The 14,846-nt window shown below is 46.8% G+C and carries 16 protein-coding genes and 4 pseudogenes; 11 read left to right on the top strand and 9 right to left on the bottom strand.

Translation table 11 applies throughout. The annotated features are described in order from the left end of the window. Positions 1–189: 189 nt before the first annotated feature. Positions 190–474, bottom strand: a complete 285-nt coding sequence (locus BQ1619_RS09485; protein ID WP_269460091.1) for a BLUF domain-containing protein — start codon at positions 472–474, stop codon at positions 190–192. A 111-nt stretch (positions 475–585) separates the two neighbouring features. After that, the gene (locus BQ1619_RS01665) at positions 586–2,823 is read right to left on the bottom strand and encodes an NADP-dependent isocitrate dehydrogenase (protein WP_114661888.1); all 2,238 of its coding nucleotides are present in this window, start codon (positions 2,821–2,823) and stop codon (positions 586–588) included. A gap of 251 nt (positions 2,824–3,074) precedes the next feature. Between BQ1619_RS01665 and BQ1619_RS01675 the strand changes: the two are divergent. Beyond that, positions 3,075–3,426: pseudogene (locus tag BQ1619_RS01675) on the top strand (FKBP-type peptidyl-prolyl cis-trans isomerase). Between the two features lie 82 nt (positions 3,427–3,508). Here the strand turns inward: BQ1619_RS01675 and BQ1619_RS01680 are convergent. Then, positions 3,509–4,462 (bottom strand): transglycosylase SLT domain-containing protein, encoded by a 954-nt coding sequence (locus tag BQ1619_RS01680; protein WP_114661892.1) that lies wholly within the window; start codon positions 4,460–4,462, stop codon positions 3,509–3,511. A gap of 427 nt (positions 4,463–4,889) precedes the next feature. Between BQ1619_RS01680 and BQ1619_RS01685 the strand changes: the two genes are divergently transcribed. Further along, entirely contained in the window at positions 4,890–5,915 is a 1,026-nt protein-coding gene (locus BQ1619_RS01685) for a DNA/RNA non-specific endonuclease (RefSeq protein ID WP_114661894.1), read from the top strand. On the opposite strand, the gene BQ1619_RS01690 is transcribed toward BQ1619_RS01685, so the two are convergent. Beyond that, the gene (locus BQ1619_RS01690) at positions 5,916–6,146 is read right to left on the bottom strand and encodes a DUF3820 family protein (protein ID WP_114661896.1); all 231 of its coding nucleotides are present in this window, start codon (positions 6,144–6,146) and stop codon (positions 5,916–5,918) included. 154 nt (positions 6,147–6,300) lie between these two features. Between BQ1619_RS01690 and BQ1619_RS01695 the strand changes: the two genes are divergently transcribed. The 6 genes from BQ1619_RS01695 (at position 6,301) to BQ1619_RS09505 (ending at position 9,251) form a co-directional block, all read left to right on the top strand. Next, a complete protein-coding gene (locus BQ1619_RS01695) occupies positions 6,301–6,501 on the top strand; it encodes a hypothetical protein (RefSeq protein WP_231968424.1) in 201 nt (66 codons plus the stop codon). 13 nt (positions 6,502–6,514) lie between these two features. Then, positions 6,515–6,640 carry a hypothetical protein gene (locus BQ1619_RS01700; RefSeq protein WP_415065848.1) on the top strand — a complete coding sequence of 42 codons (126 nt, stop codon included), beginning with the start codon at positions 6,515–6,517 and terminating at the stop codon, positions 6,638–6,640. Between the two features lie 10 nt (positions 6,641–6,650). Next, positions 6,651–7,721: a molybdopterin cofactor-binding domain-containing protein gene (locus BQ1619_RS09490; RefSeq protein ID WP_231968426.1), complete on the top strand. Its 1,071-nt coding sequence runs from the start codon at positions 6,651–6,653 to the stop codon at positions 7,719–7,721. Between the two features lie 40 nt (positions 7,722–7,761). Beyond that, positions 7,762–8,010, top strand: a complete 249-nt coding sequence (locus BQ1619_RS09495; RefSeq protein WP_231968428.1) for a hypothetical protein — start codon at positions 7,762–7,764, stop codon at positions 8,008–8,010. Next, the gene (locus BQ1619_RS09500; RefSeq protein ID WP_231968429.1) at positions 7,971–8,855 is read left to right on the top strand and encodes a molybdopterin cofactor-binding domain-containing protein; all 885 of its coding nucleotides are present in this window, start codon (positions 7,971–7,973) and stop codon (positions 8,853–8,855) included. Before BQ1619_RS09495 ends, BQ1619_RS09500 begins: the two co-directional genes overlap by 40 nt. A gap of 69 nt (positions 8,856–8,924) precedes the next feature. Beyond that, the gene (locus BQ1619_RS09505) at positions 8,925–9,251 is read left to right on the top strand and encodes a protein-methionine-sulfoxide reductase heme-binding subunit MsrQ (protein WP_231968430.1); all 327 of its coding nucleotides are present in this window, start codon (positions 8,925–8,927) and stop codon (positions 9,249–9,251) included. A gap of 266 nt (positions 9,252–9,517) precedes the next feature. Here the strand turns inward: BQ1619_RS09505 and BQ1619_RS01715 are convergent, their stop codons facing one another. Further along, positions 9,518–10,141, bottom strand: a complete 624-nt coding sequence (locus BQ1619_RS01715; RefSeq protein ID WP_114661898.1) for an SOS response-associated peptidase — start codon at positions 10,139–10,141, stop codon at positions 9,518–9,520. A 64-nt stretch (positions 10,142–10,205) separates the two neighbouring features. On the opposite strand from BQ1619_RS01715, the gene BQ1619_RS09510 reads away from it, so the two are divergent. Further along, positions 10,206–10,493, top strand: a complete 288-nt coding sequence (locus BQ1619_RS09510; protein WP_231968431.1) for a hypothetical protein — start codon at positions 10,206–10,208, stop codon at positions 10,491–10,493. 111 nt (positions 10,494–10,604) lie between these two features. Then, positions 10,605–10,910 (top strand): annotated as a pseudogene (locus tag BQ1619_RS09515) (peptidylprolyl isomerase); the annotation flags it as partial. A 53-nt stretch (positions 10,911–10,963) separates the two neighbouring features. Here BQ1619_RS09515 and BQ1619_RS01725 read toward each other — a convergent pair. The 4 genes and pseudogenes from BQ1619_RS01725 to fdxA form a co-directional block, all read right to left on the bottom strand. Beyond that, the gene (locus BQ1619_RS01725) at positions 10,964–11,452 is read right to left on the bottom strand and encodes a dihydrofolate reductase (protein ID WP_114661900.1); all 489 of its coding nucleotides are present in this window, start codon (positions 11,450–11,452) and stop codon (positions 10,964–10,966) included. Between the two features lie 11 nt (positions 11,453–11,463). Then, a complete protein-coding gene (locus tag BQ1619_RS01730; protein ID WP_114661902.1) occupies positions 11,464–12,258 on the bottom strand; it encodes a thymidylate synthase in 795 nt (264 codons plus the stop codon). Positions 12,259–12,318: 60 nt separating this feature from the next. Then, positions 12,319–13,366, bottom strand: a pseudogene (locus BQ1619_RS01735) (NAD(P)/FAD-dependent oxidoreductase). Positions 13,367–13,383: 17 nt separating this feature from the next. Next, positions 13,384–13,707 carry a ferredoxin FdxA gene (gene fdxA / locus BQ1619_RS01740; RefSeq protein ID WP_114661904.1) on the bottom strand — a complete coding sequence of 108 codons (324 nt, stop codon included), beginning with the start codon at positions 13,705–13,707 and terminating at the stop codon, positions 13,384–13,386. Between the two features lie 154 nt (positions 13,708–13,861). Here fdxA and BQ1619_RS01745 point away from each other — a divergent pair. Then, positions 13,862–14,832: pseudogene (locus BQ1619_RS01745) on the top strand (2-hydroxyacid dehydrogenase). Positions 14,833–14,846: the final 14 nt, after the last annotated feature.

Raw genomic sequence — 14,846 nt, forward strand, 5'->3', positions numbered from 1 at the left:
CTCCATTTATGCAATAGGGCTATTTTGCAACCGTTTTGAATTATGCGTATTGCGCGAATTTAGTGATTAACTTTGGGCTTCGCGCATCTTATTGAGTAGAGACAAACTATGTTTGTCCATACCGCCGACCATTCCTGCTAATACTGGATAGTCACGAATGAGGGTTTCGCCCCTATAAAACCGCAATAGCTACTCAGGATAAGTTCGTTCCGTGATCTCACGAATTTCCAGCAACTCGATCCGGTGATGCCGTTTGTCTTCCTGAATACGCTTCCAGACTTTCATAGTGTTGGCGCGTTCACCCTCGATGATTTGTCCAAATTGCTGGTTGTCATAGAACAAAATGCCAGTAATACCGTGCTGCTGATTGAATGCGCGAGCAGATTCTAATAAACGCATCAGCCCAAGAAAAGACGTATCCGAGACAGTTTCGTTCAGATAACTCAATTCAACAAGGTCGTTTGGTTTTGGCATGGGGGGGTAATTCAAAGGTGATGCAATCGTGAGAACGATAAAAAAGCAAACCCGAGAGTTTGCTTTTTTAGCTTAATCCTAATTGATTAAATTAGGACTTATGACTAACACCTATTGCGCTCTTACTGCCTTTAGCGCTGCATTGAAAGTAGAACTTGGACGCATAACAGCTTTGCACTTCTCAGAATCAGCTAGGTAATAACCGCCGATATCGGCTGGCTTACCTTGGACTGCTTTGAGCTCAGACACAATCTTCTGCTCATTTTCAGCCAACGATTTAGCTAGCGGTGCGAAATACGTTTGCAATTCTTTGTCCTCAGTCTGGTTTTCCAGTGCTTCAGCCCAGTACATGGCGAGATAGAACTGGCTTCCACGGTTATCCAACTCACCAGTACGTGGTGAAGGAGACTTGTTGTTATCCAACAATTTACCGGTTGCCTCGTCCAGAGTACGCGCTAGGATCTTCACTTTCGGGTTACCCGTCTTATCGCCAATATCTTTAAGCGATACAGCCAAGGCCAAGAACTCGCCAAGGGAATCCCAACGCAAGTGATTTTCTTCTACAAGCTGTTGAACGTGCTTCGGCGCTGATCCACCAGCACCAGTTTCAAAGAGGCCACCACCAGCCATCAATGGCACGATTGATAACATCTTCGCACTGGTTCCCAATTCCATGATGGGGAACAAATCGGTGAGGTAGTCACGCAAGCTGTTGCCAGTCACAGAAATAGTGTCTTTGCCACGAATCACGCGCTCGAGGGTGTAACGCATTGCGCGGGTTTGAGACATGATCTGAATATCAACACCTTCGAGGTCATAGTCCTTGAGATAGGTTTTCACCTTTTTGATCAACTCTGCCTCGTGAGGGCGGTACTCGTCCAACCAGAATACTGCTGGAGTGTTCGAGAGACGCGCACGATTTACTGCCAACTTCACCCAATCGCGAATCGGTGCATCTTTGACTTGGCACATACGCCAGATATCACCCTCTTCTACGTTTTGCTCAAGTAATACAGTCCCGTCATCGGCAACAATACAAGCGACACCAGCTTCTGGAATTTCGAAGGTCTTGTCATGTGAGCCGTACTCTTCCGCTTGTTGCGCCATCAAACCAACGTTAGGCACTGTACCCATCGTGGTTGGATCAAAGTTGCCATGGGTCTTACAGAAATTAATCATTTCTTGATAGATACGGGCAAACGTACTTTCTGGAATGACTGCCTTAGTGTCATGCAAGCGACCATCCGCGCCCCACATCTTGCCGCCGACACGAATCATTGCGGGCATCGACGCATCAACGATCACAGCGCTTGGTGAATGGAGATTGGTGATACCTTTAGCAGAATCCACCATCGCCAAAGCTGGACGATGCTCGTGACAAGCATGCAAATCCTGAGTGATCTCTTCGCGCTTAGACTCTGGCAACGATTTAATCTTGTCATAGAGGCTGCCCATACCATTATTGGCATTCACACCCAACTCTTCAAACAACTTAGCATGTTTGGTAAAAGCATCTTTGTAGAAAATCTTCACAGCGTGACCAAAAACGATCGGGTGTGACACTTTCATCATGGTCGCTTTTACGTGCAAGGACAGCATCATGCCAGTTTTGTACGCATCTTCGATTTCTTTTTCATAGAACTCGCACAATGCTTTCTTACTCATGTACATGCTGTCGATGATTTCGCCTTCAAGCAAAGAGACCTTTGGTTTGAGCACAATGGTTTTTCCGCTCTTTGTAACCAAATCCATCTTGACGTCACACGCTTTTGTCATCGTCATCGACTTCTCACTAGAGTAGAAGTCACCACCATGCATGTGAGAAACGTGGGTGCGGGAGGCTTGACTCCACTCACCCATGGAGTGTGGGTTCTTGCGCGCATAGCGCTTCACAGCGGGTGGCGCACGACGGTCGGAGTTACCTTCGCGCAATACTGGGTTTACTGAGCTACCCAAGCATTTTGAATAACGGGTACGAATAGCTTTTTCTTCATCCGTTTTTGGATCTTCTGGGAAATTCGGGATCTTGTATCCCTTGCTTTGCAATTCTTTGATGGCTGCCAAAAGCTGGGGAACGGATGCGCTAATGTTTGGCAACTTAATAATGTTGGTGTCTGGCAAAAGTGTCAGCTTGCCAAGCTCCGCTAGATTGTCAGGTACTTTTTGTGCATCGGTTAAGCAATCAGAAAACTCAGCCAAGATGCGAGCGGCAACAGAAATGTCGCTCTTTACAACCTCCATTCCAGCAGGCGCTGTAAATGTACGAATGATTGGCAGAAACGCACAGGTCGCCAATAATGGCGCTTCGTCTGTCAGCGTGTAAATAATCTTTGATTTCTCTGAAGCCATTAACTTTTCCTCGATATTGATAAATTTACAGAGTCAGGTTTTTACCCTGCCACTCTCATAATCCGCATTTTGCAAGCCGCTTTTAGCCGCCTCTTGGTCAATGAGGCGAGTCTTTAATTTTAAATCATCGGGATTGGCAAAAATGGGGGTTTTGCACCTGAATTCAGCGGATAAACCCTCAAATTTAAGGGAATCCACCAACCCTATGAGGAATATACTGAGCCACTCATTCGTACCCATTAGGAAAAAATATGACTGAACTCAAAAAAATCGATACCGTTGTCGGAAACGGTCAAGAAGCTGTCGCTGGTAACCACGTGGATGTTTGTTTATTACACCGGCTGGCTCTTTGATGAGAGCGCACCCGATAACAAAGGCCAGAAGTTTGATAGCTCACTGGATCGCGGCCAGCTCTTTGGTTTTCCGTTGGGTGCAGGTCACGTTATTAGGGGCTGGGATCAAGGCGTCGCTGGCATGAAGATCGGTGGCAAACGCACATTAATCATCCCTCCAGATATGGGTTACGGCGCACGCGGTGCTGGCGGTGTCATTCCTCCAAACACCACTTTGGTCTTCGACGTGGAATTACATGGCGTGAACTAATCGCTTTGTGGTTACCTGAAAACACAAAAGCCACCCTAGGGTGGCTTTATTTATATGTATTTACTTAGTGGGAGCAGTTTGATTAAGAGCGCAAATCTTTACCATTTAACGTAAGACGATTGGTGGATTTAGTTTGGCAAAGGCCAATTAAACGATTGCGCTCAGCCATGACTTTGTCTGCATAACCGCCATCATCTTCCGCATTGGCAGCGCCCACATAGTATTTCAAACCATTCCGCAAAGATCCTGCCGTAGCAATCAGATACTTGAGAATATAAGCGCCCACACGAATATTGACTTCAGGCTTCGCGGCTTCACGAGTACCGCCAAACAAGGCATATTTATCGCGATGGACGGATGTCATGACTTGCATCAAACCTTCTGCGCCAGCATGACTCTTGGTATTGGGATTGAAGTTTGACTCCACCGAAATCACTGCCAAAAGTAACACTGGATCAATATTGACCTCTTTTGCGATCAGGATGGTATTGGAGACATACTCTTCGATCTTCTTACGATCGAGGCTGTACTTCTTCTCAAAAAAATCCGCTACTGCACGTTGATTCTGAATAGAGCCCATTAAATTACTGTCCAAGGCTTGCGGATCAATCTTGGAGGCTGGAATGCGATCTGCCAAATGCGAAATCGACTTCACGGGCACTTGGGCAACAGAAGGCATGAGTAAGGCAACGGTTTGCTGTCTCGCACTAGCAAAGCCAACATTAGAAGATGCCTGGGCAATCCCTTCGCCATGAGCGTTTTCATTCTTGTATTGGTCTAGCATGCCAAAGCCATTGCTCCACACAATATGGCGGGCTTCGTCTGGAACGAGAATGCGAGCCAGATCAAATGGGCCTGCATTCGTGCCATTGCCAGACAGCCAAAGTCCTACAACCATGAATACCGTGACAACGAGTACGCCATTGATGACTCGATACACAGGAGCCATACCATGCGCAAGCAGTTCTTTGGCCGCCAGCATTGCCGGTTGCGCCTCCTGCATTTCACTCAAATTGTTTGATAAACATTTACTCATTCAGTTGGTTGCGACACCCATAAAACCTAACTACTGATTTATGCTGCATCGCAATATGTAAAAACATGGGTCATCCTAAAAAGGTTCTTATATCAAGTCAAGAATAAAGAGGATCATTTCCATAACTTTTAAGTCTCGCAATACGGGTCATCCCGCATATGCACCAAATAAGACACATTTAATTCAATAAAATCAATAACTTATATATGTTAAGAGGCGCTAATTTCATTTTGTAAAAAATTTTCAAAAACCCAACTTTTTTACTATTTGAAAGAAAAAATTCTTTCAAAAACCCATACATCTAGTGTTTTTCACCCCCTTCATTTCTGCCGGCAGTGCTCTTACAAATTGCTGCGGAGCATTATGGATCAAGGACTTAGAGGGTTAGATAGCCACCCGAGAGATTGGCGTCCTAAACTAGAGACTCATGAATATTCACCTAAAACAATTCGCAACCTTGGGCTTACTGGTTTTACTAATCAGCCCACTGAGAGCGCTTGCTCTCTTTAATGACTGCAAGGACTTCTTCCCCCATCAACAGGTACCCGTGACTGCACAAACTGGTCGAGACCTTTGTTTTGATAGCTTTGCGATCTTTTACTCACCGCAAGATAAAAAGCCCATCTACACTGTAGAGAAATTAAACCGCGAGCAGCTCTTAGCACCACACCCGCGCAGAACAAATCAATTTTATGAAGAAGCTCGACTGCCCTTTGCAGAGCGTGCTCAACTATCCGATTATCGAGGCAGCGGCCATGACCGAGGCCACAATGTTCCCGCGGGGGATATGATTAATGAAAGGACTATGGCCCAGTCGTTTTCGCTGGCCAACATGATGCCTCAGGCCAGACTCAATAACCAAGGGATATGGGCCAAGAACGTTGAGGAGCCCACCAGGCAGTATGTCAAACGCGCCCAAGGCGATATCTATATTTTTACCGGGTCCACAGGCAACCAAGGGAGCATTGGCAAAAATCGCGTCACCATTCCGAGTCACTTGTTCAAATTGGTTTACGACCCTCATAAAAATGATGCATGGGCCTATTGGATTGAAAACGCAAATGAAGCGGGAATGTCCCCACCAATTTCGTATGCAGAATTGGTTTCAAAGACGGGGATTGATTTTCAGTTGCCCATAAAAACCGGCACTCCAATCCAACATACTCCAACTGACCCCAAACCAGTCAAGCCTATAGTGGGCGGCTGGTACCCGATCTTTTTTGATGACTGCTCCAGCAATAAGCTTGATGCACTGATGGCTCGCATTCAAGCGGGCCAAGTGGCGAGCGTGCAAATTCAATACGACCGCAATCGTGAGCTGGCAAGGAAAATCGCTTCTCGAATCGAGTCAAGCTCTTCCATCCAGGCTAGCATCGAACAAAGTAGCCCGCCGGAGTCACCCAGCGTTCAATATGAGCGGGATCGTGTAACACTGATTGTCCGCTCCAGGTAACTAATCTTTGCGTTGCAGCCCATGCGCTTTCGGAATGGGATCAAGAGGTCCACGTAAACCGTTGTGAAGCGTATGCATCAACTCCAGCAGCTCGCCTAATTCGCCTTTCGGAAATCCCTTTCGGGCAAACCACGCTAGATAGTTTCCCGGCAAATCTGCCAGCGCACGTCCTGCATGCTTGCCATAGGGCATTTTCATCAACACTAGCTTTTCGAGTGATTGCGCATCCATTACTGCGGAATTTTACTGGTAAAGCCTAATTCCCTTAGCGATTTCACCATTTATCAAAAAATAGTCTTTTTCGTATTTGATAATTATTCTCATTTGATGGTATATTGAGAACAGTTCTCATTTAGATTTTTAACCACTCTCTTTTCAAATACCCATGAAATTGACCATTCAAAAACTATTCGCCTTTTGCCTTGTCCTTGTTGCCGCCCTTCACTTTTCCCTAGCCCATGCTGGGGAAGGAGCCTTTGGCTGGATTTATACCCTCGACCTACAGCCCAAAGGAAAATGGGAGTTTGAGCAACGCTTACAGTTAAATCAAACCCAAGCATCTGGAACCAAAGCCAACAGATGCTGATATTGATAATGCAATGTCCAATGTTTGCCGTTGTGGAACATACCAAAAGATTCGAGATGGTATTCATGTTGCCTCGGGTCAGAAAAAATTAGCAGATGTCTTGGCGCAGTACCAAGCAACCCCTGCAACACGTGGTTAAGGAGAGAGACATGACATTAGAAAACTCTTCCCGTCGCGAATTTATTATCAAGGGCTCCATGGTCGGAGGCGGCCTGATGTTAGGGATTGGCGCTTTACCAGAGGCGGCATTTGCGCAATCTGGGCCACATAATCCCAATACCCCAACAAAAGCGGGTGAGGCTGAAGTCAATGCTTGGGTCAGCATTAAGCCGGATGATACGGTCTATATTCGTATTGCTCGCTCTGAGATGGGGCAAGGTACGCGTACTGGTTTAGCGCAATTGGTTACCGAAGAGCTCGAATGCAACTGGAAAAAAGTTAAAACCCAGTCTGCAACTTCTGGCCAAAGTTTGGCTCGTAAGCGTGTATGGGGTGAGCATGGAACTGGCGGCAGTCACGGCATTCGTATTTCCGAGGACTATGTTCGTCGTGGCGCAGCAGCAGCGCGTAGCATGCTGCTACAAGCAGCCGCGAATCAGTGGAACGTTCCAGTGACCGAGCTTACTGTAGGTAAAGGTGTTATCACGCATGTGCCAACAGGGCGTAAAACTACCTACGGTAAAGTTGCGGAACTTGCCTCTACGCTGACCCCTCCTGATCCAAAAACGATTACGTTGAGAGATCCTCGCACTTGGAAAGTGGCTGGTCAACCATACGCCCGTATTGATACGGCCAATAAGGCAAATGGCACAAAGGTTTATGGTGCCGACCTGCAACTACCTGGCATATTGTGTGCCTCGGTTAAATCCTGTCCAGTATTTGGCGGTAAGTTGGTGAGCTATGACGAAGCCAAGATTAAAAACATGCGCGGCGTTAAAGGCGTTGTGCAGATCAATGAGAGTACCTTAGCCGTTGTCGCGGATACGTGGTGGCGAGCTAATACCGCTCTCAATGCGTTGCCAATTGTTTGGGATAAAGGCAAGGCTGCTAACGTTTCTCAGAGCGATATCGACAAGATGATGCGCGCTGGCTTAGATGAGCAAGGCGATTTTTGGCAACGCAAGGTTGACGATGCGCCGCAAGCGATTAATGGCTCGGCAAAAAAGTTGAAGCCATTTATTACACCCCGTACTGTGCACACGTTACGATGGAGCCAATGAATGCCGCTGTCAAAATCAGTGGTGATCGTGCTGAGGTTGGGTGCCTACGCAAAACGGCGAAGGCTCCTTGGCAGCATTGTCAGAAGCTACCGGCATTTCATTGCCTAACTGCGAAGTGTATAAATTAGACTCGGGTTGTGGTTTAGGTCGTCGAGGCTCTACTCAAGACTTCGCTACCTTTGCAGCCAAGGTGGCCATGAAATACCCTGGTACTCCTGTCAAGGTGCTTTGGAGTCGTGAAGAGGTATTATGCATGACTATTACCATCCAATTGCGATGGCTAAGATGACTGCGGGTCTTGATGCCAGTGGAAATGTCACAGGCATGCACATCAAGGTTGCTGGGCAATCGATTCATGCTACGCTTGCCATTCAAAATATTAAAGATGGCAAGGATGAGCGGCAGCTGCAAGGCTTTTATGAAAAAGGACCCGATGTTCAACCCGGTTATACCTTCCCGAGTTTACTAACCGAGTACGTCATGAAAAACACCCACGTACCAGTGGGTCCTTGGCGTGGGGTGAATACCAATCAAAACGGTATTTTCATGGAATGCTTTATGGACGAGTGCGCTAAAGCAGCCGGTAAAGATCCTGCGAAATTTAGACAAGCTGTCATGCAGAGTCACCCCAAGCATTTGGGCGTGCTCAATGCTGCCGCTCAAAAAGCGAATTGGGATAAGCCGCTGCCAGCAGGGACGTATCGTGGTGTAGCACGGTTTATGGGTTACGCCAGTTACTCTGCATGCGTGGCAGAAGTATCAGTGGATGGCAATATCGCCCATGTGAAACGCTTGGTGTTTGCGTTAAACCCAGGACATGTAGTCAATTCGTATTTAACGCGTGAGCAAATTGAGGGCTCTGTGGCCATGGCTTTGGGCGCTATTTTCAATCCAGAAATCACCGTTGAAAATGACCGGATCAAGCAACAGAACCTCGATTCCTACCCGATGCTGAAATTGGCCTCGACACCACGAATCGAGACGGTGTTGGTACCAACCTATGATTTTTGGGGTGGTGTTGGTGAGCCCACAATCTGCGTAGTCGGTCCCGCAGTGGCGAATGCCGTTTCAGCGGCGATTGGCAGGCCAGTACGTAACTTCCCGCTCTACAAAGAGGGTCTAACCTTGGCCTAGTGCGTCGGTGTTATGTAAAGCATTGCGACCCCTGCAGAAAAATTTGTAGGGGTCGTTTAACATGGGTCTATGACATTACTTAAAGGCGCTCTTTTCCTGCTCTCCATTATTCCTGTGGGAAGATTGGTGTGGCTTCGATACATAGACCACCTGGGCGCCAATCCGATTGAATTCATCACCCGCTCAATGGGAACGTGGGCTCTGGTATTTTTGTGCGTCACCTTGGCCATGACACCTCTGCGTCTTCTGACCGGCTCGAGCATCTGGATCAAGCTACGTCGAATGTTCGGATTATTTTGTTTTTTCTATGCAAGTTTGCATTTTTCAATTTGGATATATCTGGATCAAAGGTTGGATTGGCAAGCCATGATTCATGATGTACTAATGATGTACTAAAGAGGCCATTCATTACCATGGGCTTTTTAAGCCTGGTGCTGTTGACTCCTCTTTGGCGGCTACGTCGAATACGTGGGCAGTCCGAAGGCTGGGGCGCCGCTGGTCTTTGCTTCATAAGCTTGTCTACTTGATCGCAATCACTGTCATCGCCCATTACTGGTGACACAAAGCAGGCAAAAATAATTTACAAACTGTCAGCATTTATGCCGCAGTATTGTTACTGTTGCTGACGCCGCGAATACCGGTGATACGAGAGCGCTTACGTACTATTCTGAAAATATCAACTCTGGAATAGAGTCAAGATTTAATAGTTCTTTTGCCGATTCAGGGGTTGCGTTTAGCCAGTCCTGAAAGAGATTGGGCTTTAACGGTACGATAGTGCGCTTTTCATCCTCTGGTTTATGACAACGCTTCATGACTGGATGTTTGCTTGCTTCAATGGTGAGCATAGAGAACGACACAATAAGTTCACCTGTCTCTGGCTCTGTCCAGGTATCCCAAATGGATGCAATAGCCATCGGCTCATGATTTTCCTGTTGAATTTTGGTACGCACTGCTTTGCCAGATTCATAACAGGGTTCGTAGAATGCATCTGCTAAGGCAAGTGCGAAGTGCCGCTTCATCCATGCATGTTTATAAGAGGGCTTCTCGCTGACGGTCTCCGCTCTAGCGTTGTAAGTTTTTCTGCCAAATTCTTCATCCTTTGCCCAGGAGGGTATCAGGCCGAAGCGAGCTGGTCCAATAGCGGTGCGTTGAGTGTTGTGACTCTTTAGGATAATCATTCCTGGGTAGGTGGGAAAAACATCGTGTGGGCTTGATGCCGATAGTGCGAGATCAAAATGGGTTTTTACCCAATCAACGTCCGCGGTGGTGAGGTACTGTACGCACATGTCCAGATTTTAATGCTTGCCTAGCTGGTAGTATTAGGGTTCCCTATCTGAAAGATTGCTACACATGAAACTGAATATCACACCCTCTATCAAGCGTATTATCTCTATTGGTTTTTTATCCATCGCCTTATGTGGCGGCGCAAATGCCCAACAGAGTGGCTTGCCAATTAATGCTGCTGCTTCAGTCAATGACGCAATCGTTACAAACGATATGGTTGAACAAGGCATCAAGGCAGCCCTGGCTCAAGGTCAAAAAGATTCGCCCGAGTTGCGTAGGGCGGTGATTGAAAAGTTCATTGAAGTCTTCTTGTTGTCCCAACAAGCTGAAAAAGATGGTACAGCAAGCAAGTAGTTTCATTAGGCCCACAGGGCATGATCAACGAATACAAGATTAGTGACATTGCGGTTGCCTCTGAATCCGATGCGCAAGCCGCTTTAAATCGTATAAAAAAGGGGGGCTTTTGACAAGGTAGCAAAAAGTGTTTCATTAGCACCGAATAAGACACAAGGCGGGGCGGCAGGTTGGGTGCAACCTGGGCAAGTTCCTCCACAAATCTCAGCTGTATTGGTGAATCCTGGCAAAGGCCAAACCTCCGCAGCGATTCAGATGCAGCAGGGCTGGTATTTGGTCAAACTGGAAGATAAGCGTTCCAGTAAGCCACCGACACTTGAACAAGCAAAGCAAGCTATTCGTGCGGGCTTAGCTCAGAAGAAGCAATTTGAATTTATTTCTGGAATTGCCAAGAATTCAAAAATTGTTGTGCAGTAAGCAACAGTATTTAGAGGTCATCGTGAAATAAAAAGGGCTCCCGGGAGTCCTTTTTATTGACGCTCGAGAGTGACGAACTGAAAGTGAATATCGTTTTCGGATCCAGGCGTACGTTCTACTTCTCTCCAGTCGTTGGGATTAGGTACTTCAAAGAATGTATCCCCGCCATCAATATCAAGATCGATTTCAGTAATGTATAAACGATCCGCTTTATCAAAAGCCTGCCTAAAAAGTTGTTCACCGCCAATTACAAAGACTCTAGGGGCTTTACTCAGTGCGTTGAGGGCCTCGTCTAGGGAGCCCACTAATTCTCCGTCGGTCAGCTCGTAGTCAGCATTGCGACTCACCACGATATTGCGTCGACCAGGAAGCGGGCGACCAATTGATTCCCAGGTCTTGCGACCCATGATGACGGGGTGACCCATCGTGACACGCTTAAAAAATTGCAGGTCAGCAGAAATTTTCCAAGGCATTTGGTTGTCACGACCAATCACGTGATTCCGTGAGCGGGCAACAATTATGGAGATAGCAGGTTGTGTCATAGGGCAATTTCTTAAACGGCTACAGGGGCTTTGATATGGGGGTGGGATTCGTAACCTACGATCTCAAAATCCTCAAATTCGTAATCAAAAATAGAGTCGGGTTTGCGTAGGGTATTGAGTTTGGGTAACGGGAAGAAATCTCGAGAGAGCTGCAGATTCACTTGTTCTAGGTGATTACTATACAAGTGGCAATCGCCGCCAGTCCAAACGAAATCGCCGACTTCGAGATTGCATTGCTGGGCCAGCATATGCGTTAACAAAGCATAGCTGGCAATATTGAACGGAACTCCTAAGAAAATATCTGCACTGCGCTGATAAAGCTGGCAAGACAGTTTCCCATCTGCTACGTAAAACTGAAAGAAAGCATGGCAAGGCGCTAATGCCATACGGGGAATATCTGCAACGTTCCATGCAGAAACAATAATACGACGTGAGTCTGGATTCTTTTTGACTGTCTCCACTACTTCACTAATCTGATCGATGTGTTGTCCATTAGGCGCAGGCCAAGAGCGCCATTGATAACTGTAAATTGGTCCCAAGTCACCATCTGGTGCAGCCCATTCGTTCCAAATGGATACACCGCGCTCTTTGAGCCAATTGTTGTCTGTGCTGCCTTTAAGAAACCAAAGCAGCTCATAGATAATGGATTTGAGGTGCAGTTTCTTGGTTGTCACCATCGGGAAACCGTCAGCCAAATTAAAGCGCATTTGGTGACCAAAGACAGACAGTGTTCCAGTACCAGTCCGGTCAGACTTTTTAACGCCGTTGGCTAAAACTTCCTTCATGAGATCGTGATATTGGCGCATAGAAATTGACTAAAAGTGAATTGGTCGGTTTGTAAATTTTGGAATAGCTATAAGGGTAACTTACTCGAGGGTAGTCGGCTTTACCCCAAGTACTTTATGCAGTTTAGGGGAGGTGGTGGTGTACTGAAGTTGAATCGGTTTTTCAGGATTCAGGTACGCGGCAGCAGCGAAAGCCGCTAATGCCGCCTCATGAAAGCCTGACAAAATCAACTTCTTCTTGCCGGGGTAGACATTAATGTCGCCGACAGCATAAATGCCCGGAATGCTTTTCTGAAATTTTTCTGTATCCACCACAATTTGTTTGCAATCAATATCCAGACCCCATTCGGCGATAGGGCCTAGTTTTGGGGATAGACCAAAAAATCAGAAGATCATCTAAAGCGAGTTGTTTAGTGTTGCCGTCATTGTCCGTAAGAGTAATCTCGCTCAATTGGTCGTTTTGAATGTCATATCCAGTGATATGTCCAATGAAGAGATTTATCTTTCCAGAAGCACAAAGCTCTCGCATCTTTGCGATCGATTGTGGTGCTGCCTTAAAGTCGTCCCGTCGATGAATGAGGGTGACGCTTGCTGCTTTATCGGCAAAATATAAGACCCAGTCAATTGCAGAGTCGCCACCCCTGCAGATGGCAATGCGTTTGCCGATAAATTGGTCGGGTTGCTTCACGCGATAGAACACGTTCTGATCTACATAAGCATCTAGACCCTCCAGATTCAGGGTTCTTGGCTGAAGAGCTCCTACTCCAGCTGCTATAAATAGCGTCTTCGTTATAAAGCGCTGATCTTGTGAGGTGCGAATGAGGAAGCGGTCGTCGGATTGGCAATCGAGATGGGTGACTTCTTGTCCTAGATGAAGCTGAGGGTGAAACGGCTCAATTTGTTTCAGTAGATTATCGGTGAGCTCGCGACCAGTACAAACAGGGACGGCAGGAATGTCGTAAATCGGTTTATCGGGATACAGCTCAATACATTGACCACCAGGTTCTGGTAAGGAATCAATGACGTGTGCGTTGATTTCAAGAAGTCCAAGCTCAAATACTTGGAAGAGGCCCACAGGGCCGGCGCCAATAATGACTGCGTCAGCTTCTGTGGGTGGGTGCAAAACGATACTCTTGGGTGATTAAATTACTTTACGAGCTGATCCAGTTTATTTTTAACGTCTTTCCACTCATCAGCATCTGGAAGAGCTGCTTTGGATTTGGTGATCGACGTCCATGACGGCGCGAGTTCGGCATTCAGCTTAATGAACTCTTGTTGATCGCCAGGTACATCATCTTCTGCGTAAATAGCATTGACGGGGCACTCAGGAACGCAAACGGCGCAGTCGATGCACTCATCCGGATCGATCACTAGGAAATTAGGGCCTTCACGAAAGCAATCAACTGGGCAAACATCAACGCAGTCGGTGTATTTGCAGCGAATACAAGATTCAGTAACAACGTAAGTCATGGTGTTTAATCGAATTAGCCCGCGATTAAGGGTTATTAGGTTATAAAACATTAATTTTAGCCGAAATGCCCTCATTTACTGAGGTAAAGTTTCCCCTTATGAATACCCACAAAATACCCAAACTACCCCCCAAAACGCCTCTCAGAAGCCCAAAATCTTGGTTGCCAGGGCTATTTTTCCTGAAGCGTTGGCAAAACTAAAAGAATCGTTTGAGGTGCTGGCAAACCAGGAAGACCAGATCTTGAAGCCCTGAGGAGTTACAAAATGCGCTCTCAGGCGTGGCGGTGCATTAGTTGCAGGAAGTAAACGCATAGACGCAAATGCTTTAGCAATGGCCAAAGATTTAAAAATCGTTCCCAACATTTCAGTGGGCTATAACAATTTTGATGTATCTGCCATTACTGCGGCTGGTGTCATGACAACCAATACACCCGATGTGTTGACCGATACTACCGCTGACTTTGGTTTTGCTTTGCTCATGGCAACAGCGCGGCGTATCACCGAATCAGAGCATTGGGTGCGCGCTGGCCATTGGGACAAATGGTCGATTGTGAATAACCCACTCGGTATGGATTTGCATCACAGCACAATCGGCATCATTGGTATGGGACGGCATTGGACAGGGTGTTGCTAAACGAGCATTGGGTTTTGGCATGAATGTGATTTATCACAATCGCAGTCGTTTATCGGAAGCGGATGAGAGGGCATGTGGCGCACGCTACGTATCAAAAGAAGAAATTACTACGAACTGTGGATCACGTGGTCCTGGTATTGCCATATACCGCCGAAAGCCATCACACCACTGGAGCTGAAGAGCTTGCCTTCATGAAACCCACGGCAACCCTTATCAATATTGTTCGTGGCGGGATTGTTGATGACTTGGCTTTGGCGCAAGCCCTGAAAGAAAAACGAATATTTGTTGCTAGTCTAGATGTATTTGATGGGGAGCCAAACGTGAATCCTGAGTTACTCAAATTGAGCAATGTTGTTCTAGCTCCGCACATTGCGAGCGCGACTGAAAAAGCCCACAGAGCCATGGTGGACCTCGCAATCGAAAACTTGCAAGCAGCGTTGGCCGGGAAAAAACCGCCCAGCTTAATTAATGCTGAGGCATTTAAAGGGTAGCACTTGTTTCTTGC

The sequence above is a fragment of the Polynucleobacter necessarius genome (assembly GCF_900095195.1).
GTDB lineage: Bacteria > Pseudomonadota > Gammaproteobacteria > Burkholderiales > Burkholderiaceae > Polynucleobacter > Polynucleobacter necessarius_G.